Genomic DNA, 25553 nt, shown 5'->3' on the forward strand with positions numbered 1-25553 from the left:
TTGTTTAAAATTCGCGCTTACATCATTGCTTTTATTAGCTTCTTTAAATACAAATGCTCAGGATAAAAAATTTAAAATTCATACGGTTGCTTTCTATAATTTAGAGAATTTATTTGATACCATAAATGACCCGAACAAATTAGATGAATACAGCCCAATGATGGAATTGAAAACCAATAGAGGCCCTGTTTACAAGAAAAAAATAAGGAATATGGCCCGAGTTTTAGCCGATATTGGAAAAGATGTTACTAATACCACACCAAGTATTATTGGTGTTTGTGAAGTTGAAAATAAAGCTGTTTTAGAAGATTTAGTAAACGATTCGCTATTAGTTGATATAGATTATGGTATTGTGCATTATAACTCTACAGACGTGCGCGGAATTGATGTGGCATTGCTTTACAAGAAAAATACATTTACGCCGATAAGCACGAGTTCTCATGAGTTGAAAATTTATGATCCGGAAACAAATAAACGCGTTTATACTAGAGAACAATTATTGGTAAGCGGAAACTTGGAAGGTGAAACCATTCATCTTATTGTAAATCATTGGCCATCCCGACGTGGTGGTGAAGCTAAAAGTAGACCAAAACGTGTAGCTGGAGCCAAATTAAGTAAGCGCCTAGTCGATTCTTTGCAAACTACAGATCCATATGCAAAAGTATTTATTATGGGTGATTTAAATGATAATCCAAACAATGCTAGCGTTAAAAAAGTTTTAAAAGCCAAGTCAACCAAAAAAGTTCCATTAAAAGGTATTTACAATCCATATATAAATTTCTTTAAAGATGGTATGGGCACAACGGCTTATAGAGATTCTTGGAGCCTATTCGATCAAATTATGGTAACCAAACCGTTTTTGGAAAAAGATTACACTTCATTTCAATTTTATAAAGCTGGTATTTATAACAAAAACTATATTATTACTCAACTTGGTGCTTATAAAGGATATCCTTTACGAAGTTTTGGATATCATGGCTTTAATAATGGCTTTAGCGATCACTTTCCAGTTTATATATATTTGATTAAGGAAGTTGATAAAAAGTAAAAATTACGAGTCAAAATATAAGAAAACAGACTTGCTTCAATTGTCGCGATTCCAGTGATTTCGAATTCAAAAAAAAGACCTTTCAAATTAAATAACTTGAAAGGTCTGACTATTTTTTATTCTGGATAGAATTTTAATCTACATCCAAGTACTCCAAGGAATTCTTGATAAAAACAATAATAACGCAATACTATAAAAGATTGCTATTGTTTTTAATTTTCCTTTTGAAGTTAATTTCTTTTTATGTTTTGAATAACCAATTGTAATTAATGCAACAGCGATAATGTTTATAAATGGATGTTCTACTAGGTATAGCCTTGCCATAGAGTTACTCATTACTTTCCCGCCTAATTCGCCCCATAATTGAAATCTTGGAGTTACAAAGTATAACACGATACCTATTAATAGTTGAATATGAGATACGATTAATGTGAATAATGATTTTCTAAAATCGTTGTTTTCATATTCTTTATCTCCTAACGTTTTTATAACAGCATTTACAGCAGCTATTAATAATACAATAAGAACTAAATATGCCCAATAGGAATGGAGTGATAATACAATGTTGTACATGAATGTGGTGTTTTAATTATAGATGCAAAAATAGTAATTATAATTCACAAAAAAACCGCTTCGATTGAAGCGGTTTGAAAGTTTTCTATAATAGAATCATTTTTATTCCCATTTATTTTCTGCAGCCGTACCGCCCCAAATTAATGTAGCTATGTATGGATTATCTATAAAGGGGTTTCTATTACCTTGTGCAGCATAAATAACGTTGTTACGTTGTTCTTCGAACTCAGATACAGGGTCAGCAACGTTCCAAGCTTTAAAAAGCTCTAAACCACCAACTTTATCAAAGTCTTCTCCGTAGCGTATATTTAAATACATTACCATTCGGGCAACATCACCGCGCCAATCATCACCAGGATACCATGTATTGCCTCCTATTAATTGGTTTGAACCACTTCCATCTGCATATGGATAATTACTTCTATCGCTATTAACAGTTGCATCTGCGGCTCTTAAGTGATGTAAATCGGAAACAGCAACATCCGAACTTAATTTAGATTGTGGAAAAATATGCTCTGTGTTGTATGTTTGGGTTGCATAAGGATTGTTTCCTGAGGTATACTCTTCCCAATATCTACTTTCGCCAGTGTACATCAAAATCACATTATCTTGATTCGATAAATCGGCATCGGCATTATACAAATAATCATGACGTTGGGTATATGTCAATATTACCGTATGCATAACTTGAGTATGATTGGATATTTCATCAAACATTAAATCTGAATCCTCAGCAAAAATAACACCATCGTAATAATCTCCAAGACTTCCAGGCATATTAAAGTTAATAGCTTGTAGCACACTAATAGTTACTGTTGCTGTAGAGCATTCTGGAGTAGGCACATCGTCATCACAAATAGTATAAGTAAACGTATCATCACCTACATAACCAGATTGAGCCGTGTAAGTCACGGTGCCATCATCATTTAAAACTACAGTTCCCAATGTTCCAACATTATCAACAGAAGTAATAACAGCGTTGTCGATAGCCGAATCATTTTCAATCAAGGTGGATATAACTTTAGAACTATTCGATAATACATTAACAGTATCATTTTCTGCAATTGGATTTCCTTCATCAGTTACAGTAATAGTTACTGTGGCTGTAGAACAATCGGCTGGTGTATCACTATCACATAGTGTATAAGTAAATGTATCATCACCAATAAAACCATCGGTTGGTGTATAAGTATACGTGCCATTTCTATTATCTTCAATGGTCCCTCCGTTTGCACTTGCTGTATCAAACGATGTAATTCTAGCATTGTCTAATACTGTATCATTGGCTAAAGGATTTTGGATAACTACAGCTTTATCTTCCGTTGTGACGGCTACATCGTTAACAGCGATTGAAACACCATTTTCGGTATCAGGATTAACTGGAGAATCGTCTCCTCCAGAACTACTACAGCCAAAACATGCCATAATAGATAAATAAATAATACTTTTTTTCATAATTTTTCGATTTTCTTAAAAAGAATAAAACCTCTTGTCGATTAAGACAAGAGGTTTTATGTTACTTAGATGCTAGCTTTTATTGTAAAACCCAAACACCTCCAGTTTTAATAACTGAAATATTTTCTGTTGTATTTGATCCATTGTAGATATCAAAAGTTACAGTATATTTTTGATTTTCTTCAGCCGAAGGAGCAACATTGTCCAAAACAACATTAACAGCCTCAACAAGCATATCTGTACTCCAATATGCAGCATTTCCAGATCTTCTATCAAAGTTAGTATAGTTGCCAACACTTGCTGTTTGCGTAGGGTAAGTACCTTCTAAAGCAGATACAACAGCTGCATAATCGGCAGCTACCATAATATAAGTAATAGTATTATCTGGCACCCAATTTGTTCCATCATGACCAAACTGAAGTCTTTTAGGTTGCACATTATTATATTCTACCCATTCTACATCATTGAACATAAAGGCAATTGTATAACTCGTCGTTACTCCGCTTGAATATAACTCGTACATTACAGGTTTCACCGTTCCGAACTCTACATCTTCAGTACTTAAAGCTAAGGGGATTTTTGTTTCGGCTTCATCTTCACTAGAAAAATTAGGGTAACTTTCTCCCATAGCCTCATATTCAGCCTCTGAAAAACCATTAAATTGCATCCAAACACCGTCTCCTTGATAAACAAAACCGTTAGCTACAGTATTATTTGTGCCATCGCTATAGTAATCATATCTCAATGATACAAAATCATCTTCTTCAGCATCAGGATACTCCTGATTTAAATAATCTTGAAGGTGACTAGCTTCATCGAAATTACCATAATTGTTACCTGTGATTGGATTGTATTCAGCATATTCAACTTCACGTATAACAGCACTATAATCGTCAATTCTATTATACAAAGCATATGTTACGGTAGCTGAAGATGCTTGATCAATACTCCCGTCTGTCTTGTAAGTAACACCGAAATAAGGAAACTTCTCATTCAAAAACTTAGAAACCAACTCTTTCGCTTCATCATCTGAACCAAAATTAGCATAACTTAAGTCTAAAGCATCCTTATAATCATCTTCAACTAAAGTATAATCAAAATTAGCGATAATACCTTCTTTTGCTAAGTCCGCATCGATATCTTCATAGATATCTTCCATTGGATTACATGCTGTAAACACAAATCCAATTGCCATTAATAAATAAATAATTTTTTTCATCTTTTTCTTTTTTTAAAAATTAACTTTAAGAGATACACTGTAAGTTCTACCCGTACCGTAGTAAACTGCAGCATTAGATTCAAATTGACCATTATCTTGTGCATCAGAAATGTACTCTGTGTTAAATAAGTTATTAATTTTAGTGTTTAAAACAGCTTCAAAATCACCAATATCAAAAGTATGGCTTACCCCAACATCGAAAAGACCAAAACTCGGCGCTTCCCATACATCAGGTAAATCTGAACGACTCCTACCATTAACATCGAAATCAGCAAACATATTACCCGCATAATTGTAATCGATATAAGCTTTTGATTTTGGAGCAAAATCGTAAGCTGTACCTAATGCAAAAGTGGTTTGTGCTGAGTTACCAACCTTTAAACCTTCAGAAAATATTACACCAGAAGCTACGAAATCACCATTTTGATTAAACCTGTCATACTCTACATTATTTCCCCATTTCCAATCGCCAATAGATGCCATACCTGTAACAGTTAAATCATCGTTTGGTCTGTATTTAAAGTCAATCTCAATACCTTTGTGTATTGCCTCAATACCTTGAATATTATTATAAAACCTTTCTCCAGCATTCGTAGCAGGATCTTCTATAGACTCTGCTTTATCAATCCACCTTGTGTAATAAAGGTTTACATTAGCAGATAATTTCTCACTTCTATAACCATACCCTAATTCCGCACTAAATACTTTTTCATTTATTGCATCTTGATTATAGGTTAACTCATCCTCTTGCAAAAATACGTTTGTTAAAAAAGGAGCTTTAGAGAAATACCCAATATTTACAAACACATTATTTATATCATCTAAGTTATAATTACCACCACCTTTAATACCGAAACCAACAAAGTTAGCGTTATCTGACTTTCTGTCTGCAGGAAAAGAAGCATCATTACTCATAAATTCTTTTTTCCAATAGTTAGTATTAGAAACATCGGCAGCCATGAATAAGTTTAACTTTTCATCAACTTGATATTCTGCTTGACCGAAAAAGCCTGTTCTAACCACATAACCATCATAGTCTTTATTATAACGATCGCCTACTTGTAATGCTTGACCAAAAGCTTTGGTATCATCTTCATTATCTAAATAGAATTGACCTCCTAACAAATCATCAACTTGGTACCAGTGAGAACCTACATAGTATCTACCATCAAAACCTCCTGAAAGCACTAGCTTGTCAGAAATATCATTTTTATAAGTGGTTAACAAACCATACCATTTATGAGAGTTTCTTGAAGAAGAGATAATATCTGAAGAACCAGCAACACCATTAGCAATGTTTTCTTCTACAATAGTATCAAAATCGATTGGTTGATCTACACCACCAATTCTATAATCATCTGAACCAATTTTACCTCCTTCTTCTCTACGACCACCACCTTGACCAAAAGATGCGTATAAAGCTGTAGATAATACCGAATTATCATCAATTGTCCATAAGTGATTTAAAGACATTTGAGGTTTATGATAGAAGTTGTAAGCTGAATTATAAATTTCTCCATCTTTATAACCCCAATCTTTGTTTGCTTTTAAAGGCCCTTGTTCTGTTTGGCGTAATTCAGAGATTGTAGAACGGTTAAATCTTTGCCCATGCTCTTGTTGTGCACCAAATGCAGAAAAAGAGATTGTATGTGCTTCATTTATTTCTTTCGTTAAATTAATAAAGTAATTATAACCCTCAAACTGTGTACCATCAACATAACCATCACCGGAAATTTTAGAAGCACTTACTGTTGCAGCAAAACCTTTATCAGACAATCCAGTAGAGTAAGTCATTCCATATTTTAAATAACCATTATTACCAATACCTGTAAAAAAGCTACCACCTTCTTCAGCATCAGTTGTTTTTGTGACAATATTAATTGTACCACCAATAGAAGGCACAGCTACTTTAGAAGCACCTAAACCTCTCTGAACCTGCATTGTAGATGTAACATCTCCTAAACCAGCCCAGTTAGACCAGTAAACAGCACCGTTTTCCATATCATTAACAGGAACACCATTAATCATTACAGCAACGTTTTCTGAAGAAAACCCACGAATGTTAACCCTTGCGTCACCATAACCACCACCTTGCTTTGTAGCGTAGATACCTGGTGTAGATTTTAAAATCTCAGGAAATTCTTGAGTACTTAATTTTAAAGCAATATCTGCTGCTTTAACTGTTGAAACTGCTACAGGCGTTTTTCTATCAACCGCCACAGATGCAATAATTTGAACTGTTTCTAAACCTACTTGGCTAGGCTCTAAAGTTATCTTTCCTAAAAAGGCATCTCCAGAAAAAGAAACTGTTTTAGATGTGTAACCTACATAAGAAATTACAATTTCGCCAGAACTAGATTTTGTGCTTAGCTTGAAATTTCCATCAAAGTCTGTTACAACCCCATTAGTAGTACCTTTTTCTACTACATTCGCACCTGGAAGCGGCATATTTATACCTTTTTCCAAAACAGTACCAGAAAGTGTACTTTGTGCCATAATAACCGTGCTGAATAACAGAGCGACAGTTAGTAATAAATAATTTGCTGTTTTTTTCATAATTTTAATTATGTAATTAATTATTTGAAATTAGTCGGTGCAAAAGTACGGATAAATTGCGCTCCAATATTAAGTAATTGTTAACAAATTTAACAATTTACACAAAAAAAAACGCCCCAGCATTAAAAATACTGAGGTGTTTTCACTTTTTCTATAAGAATATTCTACGGTTTTACTTAAATCGCTTATAATAATTCAATAAATTTTGAGTTGAAGAGTCATGTTCATTTGTAACGCTTCCGTTAAATTCTTGTAAAATTTTGGAAGCTAATTGCTTCCCTAACTCTACACCAAATTGGTCGTAGCTAAAAATATTCCAAATAACACCTTGTACAAATATTTTATGCTCGTACATCGCGATAAGTTTCCCTAAACTTTCAGGCGATAGTTTGTTTATAAAAATAGTATTGGTTGGCTTATTACCTTTAAACACTTTAAACGGTGTTATGGTTTCACTTGTACCTTCTGCAACAACTTCATCTTCTGTTTTACCATTTAATAAAGCCTCAGTTTGTGCTAAAAAGTTAGACATTAATTTATCTTGATGATCTTGATTACCGTGTAAGGACTTAGTAAACCCAATAAAATCGGCAGGAATCAACTTTGTACCTTGGTGAATTAATTGAAAAAAGGCATGTTGTGAATTTGTTCCTGGCTCTCCCCAAATAATAGTTCCTGTTTGGTAGTCTATAGGATTACCATTTCTATCCACACTTTTACCATTGCTTTCCATAATACCTTGTTGTAAATAGGTAGCAAATTGGTTTAAGTATTGAGAATATGGTATTACAGCTTCACTTTCAGCTTTAAAGAAATTATTGTACCATATAGTTAATAAGGCTAAAACAACTGGAATGTTAGCTTCTAAATCTTCATTTTTAAAATGCTCGTCCATTTTGTTAGCGCCTTTTAATAAGCTATCAAAATTATTATAACCAACAGCTAAGCTTACTGTTAGGCCAACGGCGCTCCAAAGAGAAAAACGACCGCCAACCCAATCCCACATTGGAAAAATATTATTACCATCGATTCCAAAACCTTTTACCTTTTCTATATTGGTTGAAACTGCAACAAAGTGTTTTGCAATAGCATCGTTATCTGCTGACTTTAAAAACCAATCTTTTAAGGTGTTTGCATTAGAAAGTGTTTCTTGTGTAGTAAATGTTTTAGATACAATAACAAACAGAGTAGTTTCAGGATCTAATTTTTTAATAACCTCATTAACATGGTCACCATCTACGTTACTAACAAAATGAGTTGTTAAGTGATTTTTATAATACTGTAGAGAATCTACAACCATAGCTGGCCCAAGATCCGATCCACCAATACCAATATTTACAACATCGGTAAATGCTTTTCCTGTATAACCTTTTCTTTGCCCGCTTACCACTTCATTTGTAAAGCCTTCAATTTTTTGTTTTACTTGATATATTTCTGGCATTACATTTACACCATCAACCTTAAAATCGGCATCTTTAGGTGCTCTTAATGCCGTATGTAGCACTGCTCGTCCTTCTGTTTCATTAATTATTTCACCAGAAAACTGACTTTTAATAGCATCTTTTAGTTTCACCTCTTCAGCTAACTCTAATAAATACTTAATTGTTTCTTCTGTAATTCTATTTTTAGAAAAATCTACATAAAAATCGTCCCATTTAATAGTGAACTTATTTGCTCTAGTTTTATCTTCAGCAAATAAATCTTTCATATGAACATCTTTTACTGCATCAAAATGTGCTTGTAATTTCTTCCAAGATTTAGTTGTTGTAGGGTTTACGTTTGGTAATGCCATAGGATTAATTATTAAATGATATTGCGTTAGTGTTTTGTTTTATTGTAGGTTCTATTATTTTTTCATCTTCAAAAACATCTTCTAAGAAATCAATAGCATCCAATTGCCTTTTAATAGGTGCTATAAACTCTAAATAATCTACTTTAAGTGAATCTGAAATTCCTTTTGCTTCAGGTAATTTTTGTTTAAACGGATCTACTTGTTTGCCATTTTTCCAAAAACGATAGCATACATGCGGGCCTCCGGTATTACCAGTCATGCCAACCCAACCAATAACATCTCCTTGCTTAACAAACTGTCCTTTTTTAACATTTTGCGCTTTCATGTGTAAATATTGGGTTTCATAAGTTGCATTATGCCTTATTTTCACAAACTTACCATTACCACCGCGCCTTGTAGACTCTGTAACCGTACCATTTGCAGTTGCCATAATAGGTGTACCTATTGGTGCCGCAAAATCAGTGCCTTTGTGCGGACGTAATTTAAAACCATAAACCGCAATACGTCTTTTTAAATTATATCGAGATGAAATTCTACTAAACTTCACTGGTGCTTTTAAAAATGCTCGACGCAAATTTTTAGCTTCATCGTTAAAATAATCTACAATGCCTTTTGCGGAATCTGTAACAAACTCAAAAGCGTAAAATGGCTCGTTATTATGCTCAAAATAAGCAGCCTTAACATCATGAACACCAGAATATATAGTATCATCAATATATTTATCGGTATAAATAACTTTAAATCGATCACCTTTCTGTAAACGTCTAAAATCTATAGTCCAAGCATAAATTTCATCGGCCATTTTATAAGCCAAACGCTGACTTAAGCCCTGCTCTTCTAAAGTTTGAGAAATATTATTGGTTATAATACCCGTAGCTGTTTTTTCAACATACTTTATAGGCTTTCTACTTGTGTAGGCATGAACGGAATCTTGAAAATTAACCACAACATACTCCTCCACATTGGGCTGATAAACAAAACATTTGGGAGTTTGTAAAGAATCTTTTGCACATAGTAAGGTATACGGTTTCCCCGGGCGCAAACTTCTAACATCAAAACTATCTTTAGATTTTTCTACAATGTCAAAAATATTAGGATAAGACATGTGGTTTCTATCAAGAATTTTACCAAAAGTATCGCCACTTTTTATCGTGTCGCGCTTTACAATAAAATCGTCTAGATTAAACCCAAATTCAAGATTCTCCTCAGGCATTTCTACAACAGCCAAATCTTGCTCTTCTAAAATCTCTTGTTTTTCATCGTCTTTACAACTTGCAAAAAATACGGCACATGCCGCTAATAGCATTATATATTTGTTCCCCACGTTTCTTTTTCTTTCTCTGTCCATAAATCTGGAAAAAATATTCTTTTTTGATATTTTGGGTGCATATATTTTACCCATTCACTTCCTCCGGTTGCCTCGGCAGTTTTACCGTTAATATTTAAATAATGATTTGCGGTATTGTAATGCGCCATTACCCATTTAATATTTACAGTATAATCGTAATGCCTCATGGCATTTATTAAATCTTCATTCTCTTGCGATGCCTTAGGAAGCCCTTTAAACTTACTCCACAGGTTATTATGCTGATAAAACTTTGTAAATCTAATAAACTCATCTTTATAACGACCTTCAAAATCGGATAATGTGTACGTTTTTTTTCCAGTTTTATAATCCTTCCCTGCCGCTTGCCAGTACAAATGTTCAAAAGCATTTTCGTATGATGAGTTTTTATCAAACGTATCTCTAAAACGCTTATCAATTAAATTTATTAATTCTGTAGATGCGAATTCAATTTTACGGTATTGTGCACTCTGGAAACCACTTGCAGGCGTTAAAGTTGTTCTGAATTTGTTGTATTGCTCTACATCCATACCATCTTTCATGATACTAAAAGAAGACGTTAACACATCAAAATAACGGCTTATACGCATTATTTTAACAGTAAACGTTTCGGTATCAATGGTGTCGTTTTTAGCAATCTGATCCATTTCGGAAAGCACCATTTTAAACAACAACTCGTTCACTTGGTGGTACATTATAAAAACCAACTCATCTGGAAAAACCGTGCGTTGCACTTGCAAATTCAATAAAGCATCTGTTTGTATATAATCCCAATAATTAATGGGTTTACTATGCAATAAGCCTTCCAAATGCGCATCAACATCTTGGTCAATAGCCTCAAACTTAGCTTTAATTTGATCGGTAATTTTAGAGTTCAAAATTTATTAGTTTTTAACAACAACATTAAAAGGGTGCTTTAACCCTCTAAAAGCGTCTAAATCTGCTCTAAGCGAACCCACAGCCAAATCTGCCTTTATACGCAAAGGTAATTTATTTTTATCTTTCGAAACCCATAGGGTTAAACTTTCTTCCTCTTTAAAAACGCGCCCTGCCATAACATAGGGTCTAAATTTTAAAGCTTTCACATCTCCAAAATCGGTTTCAATAGTTTCTTCACCTAAATACTGCAATTTAAAACCATAATTCTCTTCATCAAAAAACATATCAATTTTCACCTCGCTACCAACCTTCAGGTTTTCCGTATCCAAATGATTGCGTAAATAGTAAAACGTAGATACCATATCTTGTATATTAGGCTTAGTATCAATAATTACTTTTTTATTATGCTTTTTATCGTTAACATGAGCTTTGTGGTTTTTCTGATCAAAATCAATCTCTAAATCCTTAGTGTGGCCACCCTCGTCAATATTACGTATAAACTTGTAAGGCAAAATAGTCTCTTTATCAAAATATGTTTCGTAACGATCCTTCACCTTAAAAAACCACTTAATCATTCCAGTTGTCCAACCCTTTCCAACTACGTGATAAACAGGCTTACCGTTTAAAACCTCGTCATGCACAGACAGCGTAGCATTACCAGCCTTAAGCCAATTACTATAGCTCATTCTAAACTTAAACCATTCGCCATCTTCAAAAGCCGATTCTGACTGCGAAAAACTAGTTTGCGCAACAAAAACCAACAATAATATAAGTAGTATTCTTTTCATTTCTTTGTAGGTCATATCATGTAACTTATTAAATGTACAATTATTGTAACAAGCAATAAATTACAATTACTATTCCAAAAATAGAAAAATTATAATTACTCCCCGTATTTATTAGAAGCTCTTAACAATAATTTGTTACAACCACCCGTAAATTTCTCACTTAAGCAAAACTAAAATAAAACTTTGGGCGTTCCCCGAAAAGGGTCGGGCTTTCCGCAGTCGCTTTTTTGTGTTGCAATAGGTGCAACAACACAAAAAGAGCTCCAACAATGCTACAATCCCTAACGCAACCAACCGCAGAATTCAGCTATAAAAATAACTTTTAAGCCCTCTTATGTAAGCTTTGGTGCGATTATTGTTATATTTAGACCACTACAAATATGTTAATGAAAATAAAAAAACCGTCACTTCGTACCCGCATATTCCTTTCCATGATTCTCTTGGTTTTACTAGCATCTGTACTTATTACAGGCATTGCCATTTACCAATACAAAGAAGAAACTAAAGACTATCACACCGAGCGATTAGAGCGTAAAGAACTAAACACAAAAACACACATAAAACGCGTACTAAACGGTAGGCAAAACACTTGGGAAGTAAAAACCGAAAATATTCCTGTAATATTTAAAGAAGAAATATATAATATTGCCGACATACACAAACTACAAATTATACTTTACGATTTAGATGGCGGGCTATTAATAGCCTCTAGCGCAGGCTTACAAAAATCGGCTGTAGAAAAATGCTTGGGTGCCGATGTTTTAAATGCCATATCCAATACGCCAGATCATCGTTATGTGGATAAACATCTCGAAAACGGACAAACTTTTCAATCCTCTTTCACTTACGTTACCGATAACAGATCCAAACCCATTGCTATTTTAAATATTCCGTATTTGGAAAATGATGATTTTCTAGCCAAAGAACTCGATGAATTTTTGTCCCGAATTATCTACGCCTACCTATTCGTTTTACTTATGGCTATTGGTATTGCTTTTCTATTATCCAAATACATTACCAAATCTCTAAAAACAATTAGCGACAAAATAAACACTACACGTTTAGAAAAACAAAATCAACGTATTGAAATTAGCGATACTAGCGAAGAAATATCAACCCTCGTCAACTCATACAACAGCATGATAGACGAACTTGAAGAAAGCGCCGTACAACTTGCAAAAAGCGAACGCGAACAAGCTTGGCGCGAAATGGCAAAACAAGTGGCACACGAAATTAAAAACCCTCTAACACCAATGCGATTAACCGTGCAAAGCTTTCAGCGTAAGTTTAACCCAGAAGATGAAAACATACATTCTAAACTAGACGAATACAGCAAAACACTTATTCAGCAAATAGACACCATGAGCTCCATTGCTTCAGCATTTTCCAACTTTGCAAAAATGCCAGCACAACAAAATGAAACTTTAAATGTAGTAGAAATTGTAAAACTAGCACTCGATATTTTTAACGAACACTATATCTATTTCACCACTGAGAAAGAGGAAATTATTGCCATTTTCGATAGAACACAACTTATTCGCGTGGTAACTAATTTGGTTAAAAACGCCATACAAGCCATGCCTCCAAAAGATGACCCCAAAATAAACATACATGTGGGCACAAATAATGGTAACGTTGTGCTAACAGTATCAGACAACGGATCGGGTGTTTTAGAAGAAAATAAAAAGAAACTTTTTGAACCTAAATTTACAACAAAAACTAGCGGCATGGGCCTTGGCTTGGCGATGGTTAAAAATATTGTGGAGACCTACAAAGGCTCAATTTCTTTTGAATCACAGATAGATAAAGGCGCTGTTTTTAAAGTAGTTTTCCCGCAAACCACAGAACACTCTAATAATTTCAGAAATAATATTTCTTAAAAAACAAGTAAATTAGCAAGAGATTAAAAAAGACTAAATATTATGAATTTCGAAAACATATTAACCGAAACCAACAACGGTATTACCCAAATCACAATTAACCGCCCAACCAAACTTAACGCACTTAATAAAGACACGATACAAGAATTGCACGAGGCATTTAAAGCAGCCAATAAAGATAAAAACACGAAAGTTATTATTTTAACAGGTAGTGGAGAAAAAGCTTTTGTTGCTGGCGCAGATATAAGTGAGTTTGCCAATTTCTCTGAAGAAAAAGGAGGTAAACTAGCCGCAAAAGGTCAAAAAATATTATTTGATTATGTAGAAAATTTAGCAACTCCAGTCATTGCTGCAGTAAATGGATTTGCTTTAGGTGGCGGATTAGAGTTAGCTATGGCTTGCCATATTAGGCTCGCTAGCGACAATGCTAAAATGGGACTACCAGAAGTATCTCTTGGAGTTATTCCTGGTTACGGAGGCACACAACGACTACCACAACTTATAGGAAAAGGCCGTGCATTAGAAATGATTATGACTGCAGGAATGATTGATGCTGAAACTGCCAAAAACTACGGCTTAGTAAACCATGTAGTAGCACAAGCGGAGCTTATACCTTTAGCCGAAAAAATGGCCAATAAAATAATGAAAAACTCATCTGTAGCTATCGCCAAAGCAATTAAAGCCGTAAATGCAGGCATTAAAGAAGGTGAAAACGGATATAAAACAGAAATAAAGCAATTTGGAAAAAGCTTTGGAACCGCAGACTTCAAGGAAGGAACTACTGCTTTTTTACAAAAACGTCCTGCTGAATTTCCAGGAGAATAAGTATAATATTTTTTTATTAAATATCGAGGATAGCTTTTTACCTAAAACAGCTATCCTTTTTTTTGTCGAATAATATTAATAAAAACTTGAACTACTAATGTTTCCAACGACTTAAATGATCTATTTCGTCACCAATAAGTCTATCAAATATTTTCGATGCAATAATCCAATACATCAAGCAATAAGCAACTCCAATAATTAAAAAAAAGTACTCTAATATTGTATTCGTAATTATTTTAAACAAATAAATTACACCTACTACATTTAAAGTCCCCCATACAATATGTAATGCAATTCGTTTAAGAAGCCAGTTTGCTTGTGTATTTGCATTATCAAATTTAATAATTTTAAATACTATATTTTCTTTAAAACGACTTAGTTGATTAAGTGTATTCATCGATTAGTTATTTTTTGAGAAAAAAAAAGGGTGAACCTTTTGGTTCACCCTTTTTTAAGCTGAGTTAGAATTAATTTATTGTTTTTGTAAATGTTCTACCTTCTGAATGGCAAACTACTTCAAATTTACCTTCTTTTAAATCTGATAATTTGTAAACTCTTTCAATAATTTTAGAGTTTTCAACTTTTTCTGAATAAACAGACTCTAAACCATTGTGAGCAGTATCAGATTCATAATAGATATCAATTTCTAAAGGAGTTTCATCTAGAGAAAGCTTAGTTACATAAAGTAAATCTCCTACAACGCGTGTTACAGGCTTGTAAATTACTTTTTCTTCAGCTTTGTCAAATGTAACGCCATTAGCTCCTACCGTAAAAGGTATTGTACTAATCTCTACATCTTTATCTACTTCAAATAAGTAGTCTCCATCTGGCAATTCAGTTAAATCGAAACCTTTAGTATAGCTTCCAGATTTCTGTATAAACTCTTTGTATAATACAATGCCATTTTCATCTTTAATAGATAAAAGATTCCCTTTTTTAACATCTGTTAAAGTAAGTGAGGTTTTGTCTGCTTCATTTTTAATTGAAACTTCATTTGCGAAACTTGAAATAGTAGCAAAAATTGTTACCATTAAGATTCCTTTTCTAAGGTGTTTAATTACGTTTTTCATGATTTGGTGTTTTTAACGTTCAACATGTCAAAATTACAACCAAACAACCAAACTCAAAACATTGATTTTGATGTATTTATATACTATTTTAACCGTTATTATTACATCAATTTAATGTTAAGTTAATATAACATATCTGCCGGTTAAAAAGACATAGAAACAACATAATTATTAAATAACAGCGCCCCCAGTAGATCAATTATATTCCATAAAACAACAAGTAGATTCCAAAGCTCGTAAATTTAAAAAGTAACACTAATAACTATTCGTACAAAAGACTCGTTAATTAAAACCGTTCACTTTTCTTTCAATGTTAAGTTAAGTTTAAAGCAAAAAAAGTGGGCTGTAAAAGCCCACTTTATCAACTAAACTAAATTAGATGCTAATTATTGATATATTTTACATACTCATTGTTATCCGAGTTCATTACAATTTTATAATTTCCTTCTTCAAGCTTATAAGCCTTTCCAATAGTTTGTAAGTTTTCAAACTTATCAGAATAAAGCATCTCGAAATCCCCATTATAGTTAGCATAAATGGTAATTTTTAAACTTGCATAATTTGGAGAAAGTTTTGTTATAAATACATAACCGTCTTTTTCTCTAACAAAAGGTTTAAAAACAGTAACTTCTTCATCTTTTTTAAAGACTACTGTACTAGATTTTACGGTGAAAGGAATTGTTTTAACCTCTATTTCTTTATCAACTTGAAAGAAATAATCGCCATCTGGCAAAGCTGTTAGGTCAAATCCTTTTTTGTAAGTTCCAGTTTCTAAAATTGATTCCTTATACAAAGTGACACCATTCTGATCTTTGATAGACAATAAGTTACCTTTTTTTACATTGTAAACCGTTAAGGCCGTTTTTATAAGACCCTTTTTTAAGGATGAAGATTTCTCTTTTGCATTACCTACTAATACAGCTAACATAAGTACTGCTAATAGGATTTTTTTGGAATGTTTAATTACGTTTTTCATAATACTTGGTTTTAATAACGTTCAACATGTCAAAAATACAACAGATAAACCAAACTCAAATCATTGATTTTCACCAATTTATGTGCTATTTTATCTGTTATTATTAAGTTAAAAAATTATGAATTAAAATAGTATATAACGAAGTTAAAACTACATAGATACTAATTTTAACTATAACAAACCTTTAGCATTATCATCCAAAAATCAGTTTGATTGTAAGCTTAGAAATTTAATTGTGTATTTTAAAAAAATCACTTCTCGCAAAAAATAAAACCATAGCGCAAAAAATAAAAAAAAACGCCTTCACAATGCACCCTATATAGTTAACTTTAAAGCAAAAAAAAGTGGGCTACCACGGCCCACTTTTACAACTAAACTAAACTAAATAAGACATTAAACTAATTATTAATGTATTTTATATACTCCTTATTATCAGAGTTTAAAACTATTTTATAGCTTCCTTTTTCAAGTCTGTAAACTTTTTCAATAGTTTGTAAATTTTCTATTTTATCCGATTGAAGTAATTGATACTCACCTTTATAGTTAGCATAAATATTTACTTTTAAAGCACCATAGTCTGGAGATAATTTCGAGATAAATACAACACCATCTTTTTCTTTTACATAAGGTTTAAAAACAGTAACCTCTTCGTTCTTGTTAAATACCACCTTATTATACTCTACAGTAAAAGGTATTGTATTGATTTCAACATCTTTATCTACTTCAAAGAAATAGCTACCGTTTGGTAAAGCTGTTAAATCGAATCCTTTTTTGTAAGTTCCAGATTCTAAAATTAACTCCTTATATAAAGTGATACCGTTCTGATCTTTGATTGATAACAAATTACCTTCCTTCACATTATTAATTGTTAAGGCAGTTTTTATAAGTCCTTTCTTTAAGGATGATGTTTTTTCTTTTGCATTACCTACTAATACAGTTAACATAGCTACTGCTAATAGGATTTTTTTGGAATGTTTAATTACGTTTTTCATAATATTGGTTTTAGTAACGTTCAACAAGACAAAAATACAACAGACAAACCAAACACAAAGCATTGATTTTGATGGGTTTCTGTGCTATTTTAACCGTTATTATTACATTATCAAAAGGTTAATTAAAATAGCATATATTGAGGTTAAAAAAGCATCAAAAATGGATATCGACCAAAAAGAAACCTCTAGAAATACTAAGTATAAAAATAAATTTGGAATTAGCTTTTAAAGCAAAAAACTAGAAAGCTCTGAGAACTATTGGCTGGGAGATAATTTCTAAAAACTGAAGATGTTCATTTTACTGAAAAAAAATAGAAATGTAGTAGTTAAGCTTGTCAGGTAAAAATAGAGCAAAAAAAAGTGGGCCACCACAGCCCACTTTACCAACTAAACTAAACTAAATAAGACATTAAACTAATTAATGAATTTTGTATACTCTTTATTATTAGAGTTTATTATTATTTTATAACTTCCTTTTTCAAGCCTGTATGCTTTTTGAATTAATTGAGAGTTTTCTATTTGATCTGCATGTAGCAATTCTAACTCTCCATTATAATTCGCATAAATTTCAATTTTTGCTTTTGAAAAATCTGGCAAAAACTGTGTAATATAAATCGCATCATCTTGCTGTCTAACAAATGGTTTGTAAACAGTAACTTCAGCTTCTCTATTAAAAGCAACTTCATTATTACTTACTATAAAAGGAATTGTTTTTATTTCAACATCTTTATCAACTTCAAAAAAATAATTTCCGCTTGGTAAAGCTGTTAAGTCAAATCCTTTTTTATAAATTCCAGACTCTTCAATGAACTCTTTATATAATGTTATGCCATTTTCATCTTTTACAGATAATAGGTTTCCAGCTTTTACATTATTAATAGTTAGTGCTGTTTTAATTACATCCTTACCAACAAGTATACCATTACTTGTATTTGCGGCATTGCTTAACAAGGTTGTGCAAAACACAGCTGATAAAACAATTTTTTTTGAGATGATAATAGCGTTTTTCATGATTTGGGCGTTCAATCTAACTTACGGTACAAAGATACAGGGGTAATAAACCTTAGAAAACAACAATTTTGACCTATTTATATGCTAAATTATCTGTTAATACAGTGTTAATAGAGCGTTAAGTTAATTTAACATACATTAAAGGTAATTAAATATATAATGTATGCATAATATGTCGTAATTTTGCAACAAATATTCCCCTATGATTATTAAAAAACCTACATTAGAAAAAATTAGCCCCAGTTTTGGCAGTTCTATATTAGTTAGGCAGCACGGCGAAAAGGCAGATAAAAACAATGCTTTTTGGCACTTTCACCCAGAACTAGAACTTGTATATGTAAATAAAGGACAAGGTAAAACACACATTGGAAATCACTTATCTTACTTTAATAATAGCCAACTTATACTAATAGGTGCTAATTTGCCACATAATGGTTTTAGTGATCGCCTTACAGCCAATGGTACAGAAACTACGGTACAATTTAAATCAAATTTTTTAGGAGACGATTTTTTAACCGTTCCAGAGATGGCAAATATTGTTGCCCTATTTGAAAGAGCTAAAAAAGGAATTCGTTTTCAAATTGATACTAAAAAGAAAATTGGACTTAAAATTGAAAAACTTTTAGAATACGATGGCTTAAAGCGTGTCCTGAAGTTTTTAGAGATTTTGAACCACTTATCTAAAACAGATGATTATACTTTATTAAATGCCGACGGAATTGCTTTAGAGACCAATCCGCAGGATAGTGATAAAATTAATACCATATACAAGTATATCAATGCTAATTTTAGCGAGCATATTGCTCTAGATGATATCGCTAATGAAGTTAGCATGACTGTACCAGCTTTTTGTCGCTACTTCAAAAAAACTACAGGCAAAACGTTTACACAGTTAGTAAATGAATATAGAGTTGTGCATGCCACTAAACTTTTAAATGAAAGTAAAATGAGCATTGCGGATGTTTGTTTTGAGTGTGGATTTAATAATTTCTCACATTTCAATAAGCAGTTTAATGAAATCACAGGAAAAAGTGCCTCTCAGTACCGAAAGGAAATTAAGCATATTATCCAATAACACAAACCCTATACTACTTAGATAATCTCAAAAAATAACGGCAACCTTAAAAGTTTTAAAGTTGCCGTTATTTTATTTTCAATTAAAAAAACGCTATTCTACATAAAGCGTATAACTTTTAGTAACAGCAGCCTCCCCTTTATACTTAAAATTGAAGATGCAATATAGCACCTGAGATTTTATATGGTCCATATTTATTTTAAACGTATTACTTCCTGTATTAAAATTGTAAAATTCTTTCCCAGCAGTAATCTTTTGTCCTAAAGTATTGTAAAGCTCCAACTGCAATGTACCACTATTTAAACTTGCAAAACTAAAATTTAAATCCCCATCGATTAATGGATTTGGATACAATTTAACCGACAAGCTATCAACAGCGAAAACATCATCACTAAGCGTACTGCTAGAACATGTTAAATCGCCTATATTTTTACTAATAACTTTATTTAATAAAATACTATGACCGTCATCGTTAACATGCGTACCATCACCACTATCCAAATAAGATAAAATAGTACCATCGGTATCTGCAATATCGGTCCAAAAATCGATACACTTATCTAAATATGTACTCAAAATATCATCTCTTACATCTTTCTGAGTTTGAACATCTGCCGGATCAGAAAAATACCTGGGTTGTGTTGTTGTTATCCAAATAGGAATACTACTATTTGCAGCCTCAGTATTAATTTCAGCAAAATTAGCAAGCTGTGTTGTTCGAGAATATCCATTATAAGTATCATTGGAAGGTAAATTGACAATAATAGCAACAGGACCGTATGATAACGCCTTGGTTATATTTCTATTCGTATCAATACTAACCCCAGAAGGCAATGCTGTAGAAGAGCCTGTTGGCAATAAATTGTATGTAGTAAGACCTCCTAAACCTAAATTAACCACATTAAGCCTTGTATCATTTTGAAATAAAATATTATTGTATTTATATACCCAAGAATTCTCTATTGAAGACGCGCCCAGCCCCTCAGCAGTAGATGACCCAATAACAACAACGGTACATGTTGATATATCGTCCGAAATCTCAAAAACACTATCACTAACATCATTTAAAGCACCAGAAGTTAACCTCACCAAACAATCTGTGGATACTTCGCTCGGCACCTCCCATGTATAACTTTCTGTAACATCAGAAACCGTTGCTATAGCAGTCCATGAGCTTCCATTATCTGTGGAATACTCTAAAGTAATATTATCGCTCAAATTATTACTTTCCCATGAAATAACCGGATTTTTTCCTGCTTGCCAAAACTCGCCGCCATTAGGAGAACTCACAGAAATACTAGGTACTGGATTATAATCCACCTTAATAGCACCTATATAAAAGAACTGATATGGTGATGTATTATCTTCTCCAGCTGAAATCAGAATATCAATTGTGCCATCAACCTTTGCTTTTACAGAGGCCGAAACCGATTTATTTATGTTATTAGCTGCATCTAAATAAACCGTTTCTGTAGTTAATCCTTCTACTATATACTTGGTCTGTTTATTATCATACTCCGCATAATCTAGTCTAGAGGCATACATTGTAAAACTGACCTCCTCACCAGAAGAAAAACCACCAAACTGCATAGCTCCACTTGGCTCAATTTTGCCTTCATATTCTGGAGTATTTCCAAAAAAGCTATCAGCAGTAGCCGTTCCCGGCACATTAATAGTTAAACCAGGCGAATCTGTTCCTTCTTCATTAGCATAATTAAATCGATCTGTAATAGCTAAACTAACACCAGAACTAGCTCCACTATAACTCACCAAACTCGAAATACTACCAGCTATTGGATCTGTAATATTATTCCAAGGGCTAGCACTTGTGTTGGTATTTGCTCCAAAATCTATGAGCAAAGCATTGTCAGAAGGCGTTACAACATCAGTATCATAACTAATCGCTAAACAATTCAGGTAATTATACTGAGAGTTATTATTACTTCCTGTAAACACCGTTATTTTAACAGTTCCATTATTTTTTGGTTTTACTGTAAACGAAACTGCATTTGCAGAATTACCTCCAGCATCTAACACTAAGGTTTCGCTTGTAATCCCTTCTATTAAATAATTAGTTTCTCGAATATCTGAAACATTATCTCTAGAAGCAAATATGGTAAACGTGTAGTCCTTATTTCTTATTAAATTTGAAAACTCTAATACTCCCGAATCCGAAGCGGTCCCGAAAAAAAAGTCTCCTGAAGAATCTCCAGATATCAATGGTATTTCACTAACCGAAGGACTCTGAGTTCCAGATGAACCAATACCATTGAAACCATCGATAACTTGAATACCAATACCTGTTTTTACGTTATCGGAATTAATTAAATTACTGGTAAAGCCAGAAGAATTATCGGTTATATTATTCCAAGGGTTTGCACTTGCAGTAGACAGGTAACCAAAATCTACCAATACACTTTCTTTCTGAGCATATATTTGCGAACAAAACAATGAAACAAATACAATAAAATAGATGTTGTTTTTCATAGGATAACAAAAAAATACGTTACATCTTACAAAGATAAACCGATAATCGATAAAAACAAACACTTAAAAGGTGATAATTTAGGTTTTACATACTTACTTTATAAAACACCATTCCATTCTTTATCAAACTGATTTAAAAACTGAAGCATAAACTCATGTCTTTCTCCAGCAACCAATTTTCCTGTTTCTGTATTCATTCTATCTTTTAAAAGCAATAACTTTTCGTAGAAATGATTTATTGTTGGAGCAGTCGATTTTTTATATGCTTCCTTACTCATATTTAGATCTGGTTTTATCTCCGGATCGTAAAGCGCTCTATTTTTAAAACCACCATAATTAAAGCAACGTGCAATACCAATAGCTCCAATAGCATCTAAACGATCGGCATCTTGCACCACGTTTAATTCTGGAGAAGTAAACTTCTGCTCTATATTTCCGCCTTTAAACGATATGTTTTCGATAATATTAACCACATGCTGAATTGTTTCGTTATCAACATTTAACCCCGATAAAAAATCACGAGCTACTTTTGGCCCCACAGTTTCATCTCCATTGTGAAATTTACTATCTGCAATGTCATGAAGCAAAGCACCAAGAGCAACAACAAAACCATTTATTTTTTCCGTTTTCGAAATTAAAAGTGCATTTTTATAAACTCGTTCTATATGAAACCAATCGTGACCACCCTCGGCTCCTTCTAGTTTTTCTTTTACAAAAACAATTGTTTTATTTATGATGTTTTCTTGATTTGTCATGATATAAAAATAGAAAGATTATCAAGTAAATAATATTACTTTTTAAAAGAATTTAACAACCTACATTACCGGAATATAAAAATCTACAATAGCTTTACCTTCTGGGTGTTCTCGCATATCGTTTTGATAGATTTCGAAAGGCGTACTATCTGCTTTTGCATAACCATTATCGTGCATCCAAATAAAAAGACCGCTCCACGATTTTTCAAAATCTTGAGGAGTGATTTCAAATCGGCCAATAATATACTTTCCTGCTTTGGTAGATAAATTATGAATATCGCCTTCAACTAAAACAGGTTCTTTTGTTAACACCGAAATACTCATACGTACTTTATTAGCATCTGTAAATTTAAAACTATCATGAAAAACTCTAGCTAATCTCGTTTCAGGCTTTTGCATTACCCCCTTTGAAATAGCCCATTTAATAATCCTTTCAAAAGCTTTATCAATATTTTCGACACCAATATGCGTTAGGCTTGCAAAATGTAATTCGGGTATTTGTTTTACTTTAATGTTTGCATTCATTTCAATCCAATTTATATGATTATCAATATTGCAAAAATAGCTTTCGAGCATAAAATTCTCTTGTCCAATCTTGCTTTCAACTATACCAATCTTGCTAAATTTATGCGGATGCTCATTTCTAAATTCAGAGGGACTCACATTGTAAAACTTTTTAAAAGCTCGGGTAAAAGCAGAGTTTGTATTAAAACCAACATGCAAAGCAATTTCGGTAATAGTAAATTCTTTTTTATGAATTAACATGGCAGCAGCACGCTCTAGACGCCTTCTACCAATATAACTATTTAAAGTTTCGCCAACAATACTTTTAAAAATACGATGAAAATGAAAGGGAGAAAACGAAGCTATTCCCGAAACGCTTTCTAAGGATAAAACATTGGAGTCTAAATGAGCGTCAATAAAAGATAGCGCTAAGTTTACGCGCTTTATATAATCTTTATCTTGGCTAAATAATGTCATAAATATATAAAACCTCTAAAAAACGGAATTCATTTTTTAGAGGTTCATAAAATTTTATTAGTTTTTATTCGGTCTAAATATTTAACCTAAAAAATCTATTTAATAATAGCTGGCTGTACCCATTTAAACTCAAAAGAGTTTTCTGGCACCTTCATACGCTCTGCAACACGCGTCATTCTAGACGGTAATTTCATGAGGTAATCTCTAGCTTTTTCAGCTTCATCATTCAGGTTGGTTATTTTATCAATCTCCCAACGCTTGGTTAATTTCTCTAAAATATCAATATAATCCATAGAAGTGTAAACACCTATACGTTGTGCTGTATTTGAAAACTCTTCGAATGCCGAACCAATTTTCCCACCTGTTTCACGTAAAAAGTGAGCAGGCATTGTTATTTTTTGCTTCATCATGTAATGGAACGCCATCATCATTTGGTTCGGATCCACTTCAAAAATACGCTCTACAAATTCAGAATACGCATGGTGGTGTCTCATTTCGTCACCGGCAATTATTTTACACATTTTAGCCAAACGCTTATTACCAAAATCTTTTGCAATTTTAGCCACACGGTTGTGCGATACGTAAGTTGCTAATTCCTGGAAACTTGTATATACAAAGTTTTTATAAGGATCTCTATCGGTTCCAATATCGAAACCATCGGCAATTAAATGTTGTGTAGTTACTTCTATTTCGCGCATATTTACACGACCGGAAAGGTAAAGATATTTATTAAGCACATCACCATGGCGGTTTTCCTCACCAGTCCATTGGCTTACCCATTTAGACCAGCCATTTTTACCATTAACTTGATCTACACCTTCTACATCCATTAACCAAGATTCGTAAGTAGGTAAAGCTTCTTCAGTAATCATATCTCCAACTAAAACCACCCAGAAATCGTAAGGCAGCTCTTTAGCCAACTCTCTTATCTCTCTAACTTCTTCAAAAAACTCTTCATCACTACCTTCAGTGTTTGGTAAAAAGTCGGTAGGTTGCCATATTTTTTCAATCGGAATTAAATATTTCTGAACCAAGGCATCAATATCCTTCTCCAAAAAGTTCATTACTTCAATTCGTTTGTTTTTTAACGCCATCGGAATGTGTTTTTAATGTTTTATATGTTCTACAATAGTGGTTTCCACACTATTTATCAAATCTTGTCTATTAGCAAAGGTACTAACTTTTATAGGCTTATGCACGGTAAATTTTATGTGAGTGCCCAAACCCATTGGGAATTTCCCATAACGCAGGGTTTTCCAAGAGTTATTTATCGTAATAGGCACAACCAATGCCGAAGGTATTTTTTTAAGTAAAATTTCCAAACCTTTAGTTTGAAAAGGCTTTGGTTTACCGTCTACACTTCGTGTGCCTTCGGGAAAAATCACAGCTGCTCGTTTTGTTTTTTCAATATACTCTCCAAACTTCATAATAGCCGGTAAAGATTGTCTTGGGTTTTTACGATCTATTAAACATGATCCGCCGTGGCGCAAATTATACGATACACTAGGAATACCTTTACCCAACTCAATTTTACTTATAAATTTAGGATGATGTTTACGCATATACCACATAAGCGGCGATATATCGTACATACTTTGGTGATTAGAAACAATAATTATAGGCTGATTGGTAGGAATATCATAAGGATTATCGAACGTGAAACGCGTGCCCAAAATATTTAAACAGCGCATTAAGCAAAACTGCAAAGCATCTACACTTTTTTTAAGCGCTTCGTAACCAAAAACCCTATAACAAAACGCTTGTATAGGATGAAATATAACAATGGTTAATAAAAACGCAAAGGCATATATAATAGTTAGCGGATAAGATATTAATTTTACCATGC

At 32.9% G+C, this 25553-nt stretch carries 22 protein-coding genes; 4 read left to right on the plus strand and 18 right to left on the minus strand.

From position 1 onward, the window contains the following. Positions 1-25 precede the first annotated feature (25 nt). On the plus strand, positions 26-1048 hold the full coding sequence (locus ACJJV4_RS10275; RefSeq protein ID WP_405294170.1) for an endonuclease/exonuclease/phosphatase family protein: 1023 nt from the start codon (positions 26-28) through the stop codon (positions 1046-1048). Between the two features lie 138 nt (positions 1049-1186). Here ACJJV4_RS10275 and ACJJV4_RS10280 read toward each other — a convergent pair whose 3' ends face one another. From ACJJV4_RS10280 to ACJJV4_RS10315, 8 genes are all read right to left on the minus strand, one after another. Then, positions 1187-1621, minus strand: coding sequence for a hypothetical protein (locus ACJJV4_RS10280; RefSeq protein ID WP_405294078.1), 435 nt, complete (start codon positions 1619-1621; stop codon positions 1187-1189). 102 nt (positions 1622-1723) lie between these two features. Next, positions 1724-3076 (minus strand): endonuclease, encoded by a 1353-nt coding sequence (locus ACJJV4_RS10285; RefSeq protein ID WP_405294080.1) that lies wholly within the window; start codon positions 3074-3076, stop codon positions 1724-1726. Positions 3077-3155: 79 nt separating this feature from the next. Further along, positions 3156-4295, minus strand: coding sequence for a hypothetical protein (locus tag ACJJV4_RS10290; RefSeq protein WP_405294082.1), 1140 nt, complete (start codon positions 4293-4295; stop codon positions 3156-3158). A gap of 12 nt (positions 4296-4307) precedes the next feature. After that, the gene (locus ACJJV4_RS10295; protein ID WP_405294084.1) at positions 4308-6851 is read right to left on the minus strand and encodes a TonB-dependent receptor; all 2544 of its coding nucleotides are present in this window, start codon (positions 6849-6851) and stop codon (positions 4308-4310) included. Between the two features lie 172 nt (positions 6852-7023). After that, complete coding sequence (gene pgi, locus ACJJV4_RS10300; protein ID WP_405294086.1) at positions 7024-8643, minus strand: glucose-6-phosphate isomerase; 1620 nt, start codon at positions 8641-8643, stop codon at positions 7024-7026. Positions 8644-8647: 4 nt separating this feature from the next. Continuing rightward, a complete protein-coding gene (locus tag ACJJV4_RS10305; RefSeq protein WP_405294172.1) occupies positions 8648-9949 on the minus strand; it encodes a peptidoglycan DD-metalloendopeptidase family protein in 1302 nt (433 codons plus the stop codon). Continuing rightward, positions 9949-10866: a tryptophan 2,3-dioxygenase family protein gene (locus ACJJV4_RS10310; RefSeq protein WP_405294087.1), complete on the minus strand. Its 918-nt coding sequence runs from the start codon at positions 10864-10866 to the stop codon at positions 9949-9951. The genes ACJJV4_RS10305 and ACJJV4_RS10310 overlap by 1 nt, the downstream gene beginning before the upstream one ends. A 6-nt stretch (positions 10867-10872) precedes the next feature. Next, positions 10873-11655 (minus strand): DUF3108 domain-containing protein, encoded by a 783-nt coding sequence (locus tag ACJJV4_RS10315; protein ID WP_405294088.1) that lies wholly within the window; start codon positions 11653-11655, stop codon positions 10873-10875. 386 nt (positions 11656-12041) lie between these two features. On the opposite strand from ACJJV4_RS10315, the gene ACJJV4_RS10320 reads away from it, so the two are divergent. Beyond that, on the plus strand, positions 12042-13535 hold the full coding sequence (locus ACJJV4_RS10320) for an ATP-binding protein (RefSeq protein ID WP_405294090.1): 1494 nt from the start codon (positions 12042-12044) through the stop codon (positions 13533-13535). A 42-nt stretch (positions 13536-13577) separates the two neighbouring features. After that, entirely contained in the window at positions 13578-14360 is a 783-nt protein-coding gene (locus tag ACJJV4_RS10325) for an enoyl-CoA hydratase/isomerase family protein (RefSeq protein WP_405294092.1), read from the plus strand. Positions 14361-14454: 94 nt separating this feature from the next. Here ACJJV4_RS10325 and ACJJV4_RS10330 read toward each other — a convergent pair whose 3' ends face one another. The 5 genes from ACJJV4_RS10330 to ACJJV4_RS10350 form a co-directional block, all read right to left on the minus strand. Continuing rightward, a complete protein-coding gene (locus tag ACJJV4_RS10330) occupies positions 14455-14757 on the minus strand; it encodes a hypothetical protein (RefSeq protein WP_405294094.1) in 303 nt (100 codons plus the stop codon). A 70-nt stretch (positions 14758-14827) separates the two neighbouring features. Further along, complete coding sequence (locus tag ACJJV4_RS10335; RefSeq protein WP_405294096.1) at positions 14828-15430, minus strand: hypothetical protein; 603 nt, start codon at positions 15428-15430, stop codon at positions 14828-14830. Positions 15431-15812: 382 nt separating this feature from the next. Beyond that, positions 15813-16406: a hypothetical protein gene (locus ACJJV4_RS10340; RefSeq protein WP_405294098.1), complete on the minus strand. Its 594-nt coding sequence runs from the start codon at positions 16404-16406 to the stop codon at positions 15813-15815. A 398-nt stretch (positions 16407-16804) separates the two neighbouring features. Beyond that, entirely contained in the window at positions 16805-17398 is a 594-nt protein-coding gene (locus ACJJV4_RS10345; protein WP_405294100.1) for a hypothetical protein, read from the minus strand. Between the two features lie 414 nt (positions 17399-17812). Next, a complete protein-coding gene (locus tag ACJJV4_RS10350; RefSeq protein WP_405294102.1) occupies positions 17813-18409 on the minus strand; it encodes a hypothetical protein in 597 nt (198 codons plus the stop codon). A 202-nt stretch (positions 18410-18611) separates the two neighbouring features. Here ACJJV4_RS10350 and ACJJV4_RS10355 point away from each other — a divergent pair, with 202 nt between their 5' ends. Beyond that, positions 18612-19484 (plus strand): AraC family transcriptional regulator, encoded by an 873-nt coding sequence (locus ACJJV4_RS10355; protein ID WP_405294104.1) that lies wholly within the window; start codon positions 18612-18614, stop codon positions 19482-19484. A gap of 93 nt (positions 19485-19577) precedes the next feature. Here ACJJV4_RS10355 and ACJJV4_RS10360 read toward each other — a convergent pair whose 3' ends face one another. The 5 genes from ACJJV4_RS10360 to ACJJV4_RS10380 all read right to left on the minus strand — a co-directional run bounded on the left by ACJJV4_RS10360 (position 19578) and on the right by ACJJV4_RS10380 (position 25551). Continuing rightward, on the minus strand, positions 19578-21971 hold the full coding sequence (locus tag ACJJV4_RS10360; RefSeq protein ID WP_405294106.1) for an SGNH/GDSL hydrolase family protein: 2394 nt from the start codon (positions 21969-21971) through the stop codon (positions 19578-19580). Between the two features lie 98 nt (positions 21972-22069). Further along, positions 22070-22726 carry an HD domain-containing protein gene (locus ACJJV4_RS10365; RefSeq protein ID WP_405294108.1) on the minus strand — a complete coding sequence of 219 codons (657 nt, stop codon included), beginning with the start codon at positions 22724-22726 and terminating at the stop codon, positions 22070-22072. A 60-nt stretch (positions 22727-22786) separates the two neighbouring features. Next, a complete protein-coding gene (locus tag ACJJV4_RS10370) occupies positions 22787-23707 on the minus strand; it encodes a GyrI-like domain-containing protein (RefSeq protein WP_405294110.1) in 921 nt (306 codons plus the stop codon). Between the two features lie 95 nt (positions 23708-23802). Continuing rightward, positions 23803-24801, minus strand: coding sequence for an acyl-ACP desaturase (locus tag ACJJV4_RS10375; protein ID WP_405294112.1), 999 nt, complete (start codon positions 24799-24801; stop codon positions 23803-23805). Between the two features lie 12 nt (positions 24802-24813). Beyond that, positions 24814-25551, minus strand: a complete 738-nt coding sequence (locus ACJJV4_RS10380; protein ID WP_405294114.1) for a lysophospholipid acyltransferase family protein — start codon at positions 25549-25551, stop codon at positions 24814-24816. Between the last annotated feature and the right edge of the window lie 2 nt (positions 25552-25553).

The sequence above is a fragment of the Algibacter sp. Ld11 genome (assembly GCF_045066735.1).
In the GTDB taxonomy this organism is placed as follows: Bacteria; Bacteroidota; Bacteroidia; order Flavobacteriales; family Flavobacteriaceae; genus Algibacter.

Coding starts and splice junctions, on each gene's coding strand:
- ACJJV4_RS10295 (WP_405294084.1), bottom strand. CDS start 6,851: ATGAAAAAAACAGCAAATTATTTATTACTAACTGTCGCTCTGTTATTC.
- ACJJV4_RS10350 (WP_405294102.1), bottom strand. CDS start 18,409: ATGAAAAACGCTATTATCATCTCAAAAAAAATTGTTTTATCAGCTGTG.
- ACJJV4_RS10355 (WP_405294104.1), top strand. CDS start 18,612: ATGATTATTAAAAAACCTACATTAGAAAAAATTAGCCCCAGTTTTGGC.
- ACJJV4_RS10365 (WP_405294108.1), bottom strand. CDS start 22,726: ATGACAAATCAAGAAAACATCATAAATAAAACAATTGTTTTTGTAAAA.
- ACJJV4_RS10320 (WP_405294090.1), top strand. CDS start 12,042: ATGAAAATAAAAAAACCGTCACTTCGTACCCGCATATTCCTTTCCATG.
- ACJJV4_RS10330 (WP_405294094.1), bottom strand. CDS start 14,757: ATGAATACACTTAATCAACTAAGTCGTTTTAAAGAAAATATAGTATTT.
- ACJJV4_RS10335 (WP_405294096.1), bottom strand. CDS start 15,430: ATGAAAAACGTAATTAAACACCTTAGAAAAGGAATCTTAATGGTAACA.
- ACJJV4_RS10375 (WP_405294112.1), bottom strand. CDS start 24,801: ATGGCGTTAAAAAACAAACGAATTGAAGTAATGAACTTTTTGGAGAAG.
- ACJJV4_RS10345 (WP_405294100.1), bottom strand. CDS start 17,398: ATGAAAAACGTAATTAAACATTCCAAAAAAATCCTATTAGCAGTAGCT.
- ACJJV4_RS10305 (WP_405294172.1), bottom strand. CDS start 9,949: ATGCTATTAGCGGCATGTGCCGTATTTTTTGCAAGTTGTAAAGACGAT.
- ACJJV4_RS10280 (WP_405294078.1), bottom strand. CDS start 1,621: ATGTACAACATTGTATTATCACTCCATTCCTATTGGGCATATTTAGTT.
- ACJJV4_RS10340 (WP_405294098.1), bottom strand. CDS start 16,406: ATGAAAAACGTAATTAAACATTCCAAAAAAATCCTATTAGCAGTACTT.
- ACJJV4_RS10290 (WP_405294082.1), bottom strand. CDS start 4,295: ATGAAAAAAATTATTTATTTATTAATGGCAATTGGATTTGTGTTTACA.
- pgi (WP_405294086.1), bottom strand. CDS start 8,643: ATGGCATTACCAAACGTAAACCCTACAACAACTAAATCTTGGAAGAAA.
- ACJJV4_RS10315 (WP_405294088.1), bottom strand. CDS start 11,655: ATGAAAAGAATACTACTTATATTATTGTTGGTTTTTGTTGCGCAAACT.
- ACJJV4_RS10370 (WP_405294110.1), bottom strand. CDS start 23,707: ATGACATTATTTAGCCAAGATAAAGATTATATAAAGCGCGTAAACTTA.
- ACJJV4_RS10325 (WP_405294092.1), top strand. CDS start 13,578: ATGAATTTCGAAAACATATTAACCGAAACCAACAACGGTATTACCCAA.
- ACJJV4_RS10360 (WP_405294106.1), bottom strand. CDS start 21,971: ATGAAAAACAACATCTATTTTATTGTATTTGTTTCATTGTTTTGTTCG.
- ACJJV4_RS10380 (WP_405294114.1), bottom strand. CDS start 25,551: ATGGTAAAATTAATATCTTATCCGCTAACTATTATATATGCCTTTGCG.
- ACJJV4_RS10285 (WP_405294080.1), bottom strand. CDS start 3,076: ATGAAAAAAAGTATTATTTATTTATCTATTATGGCATGTTTTGGCTGT.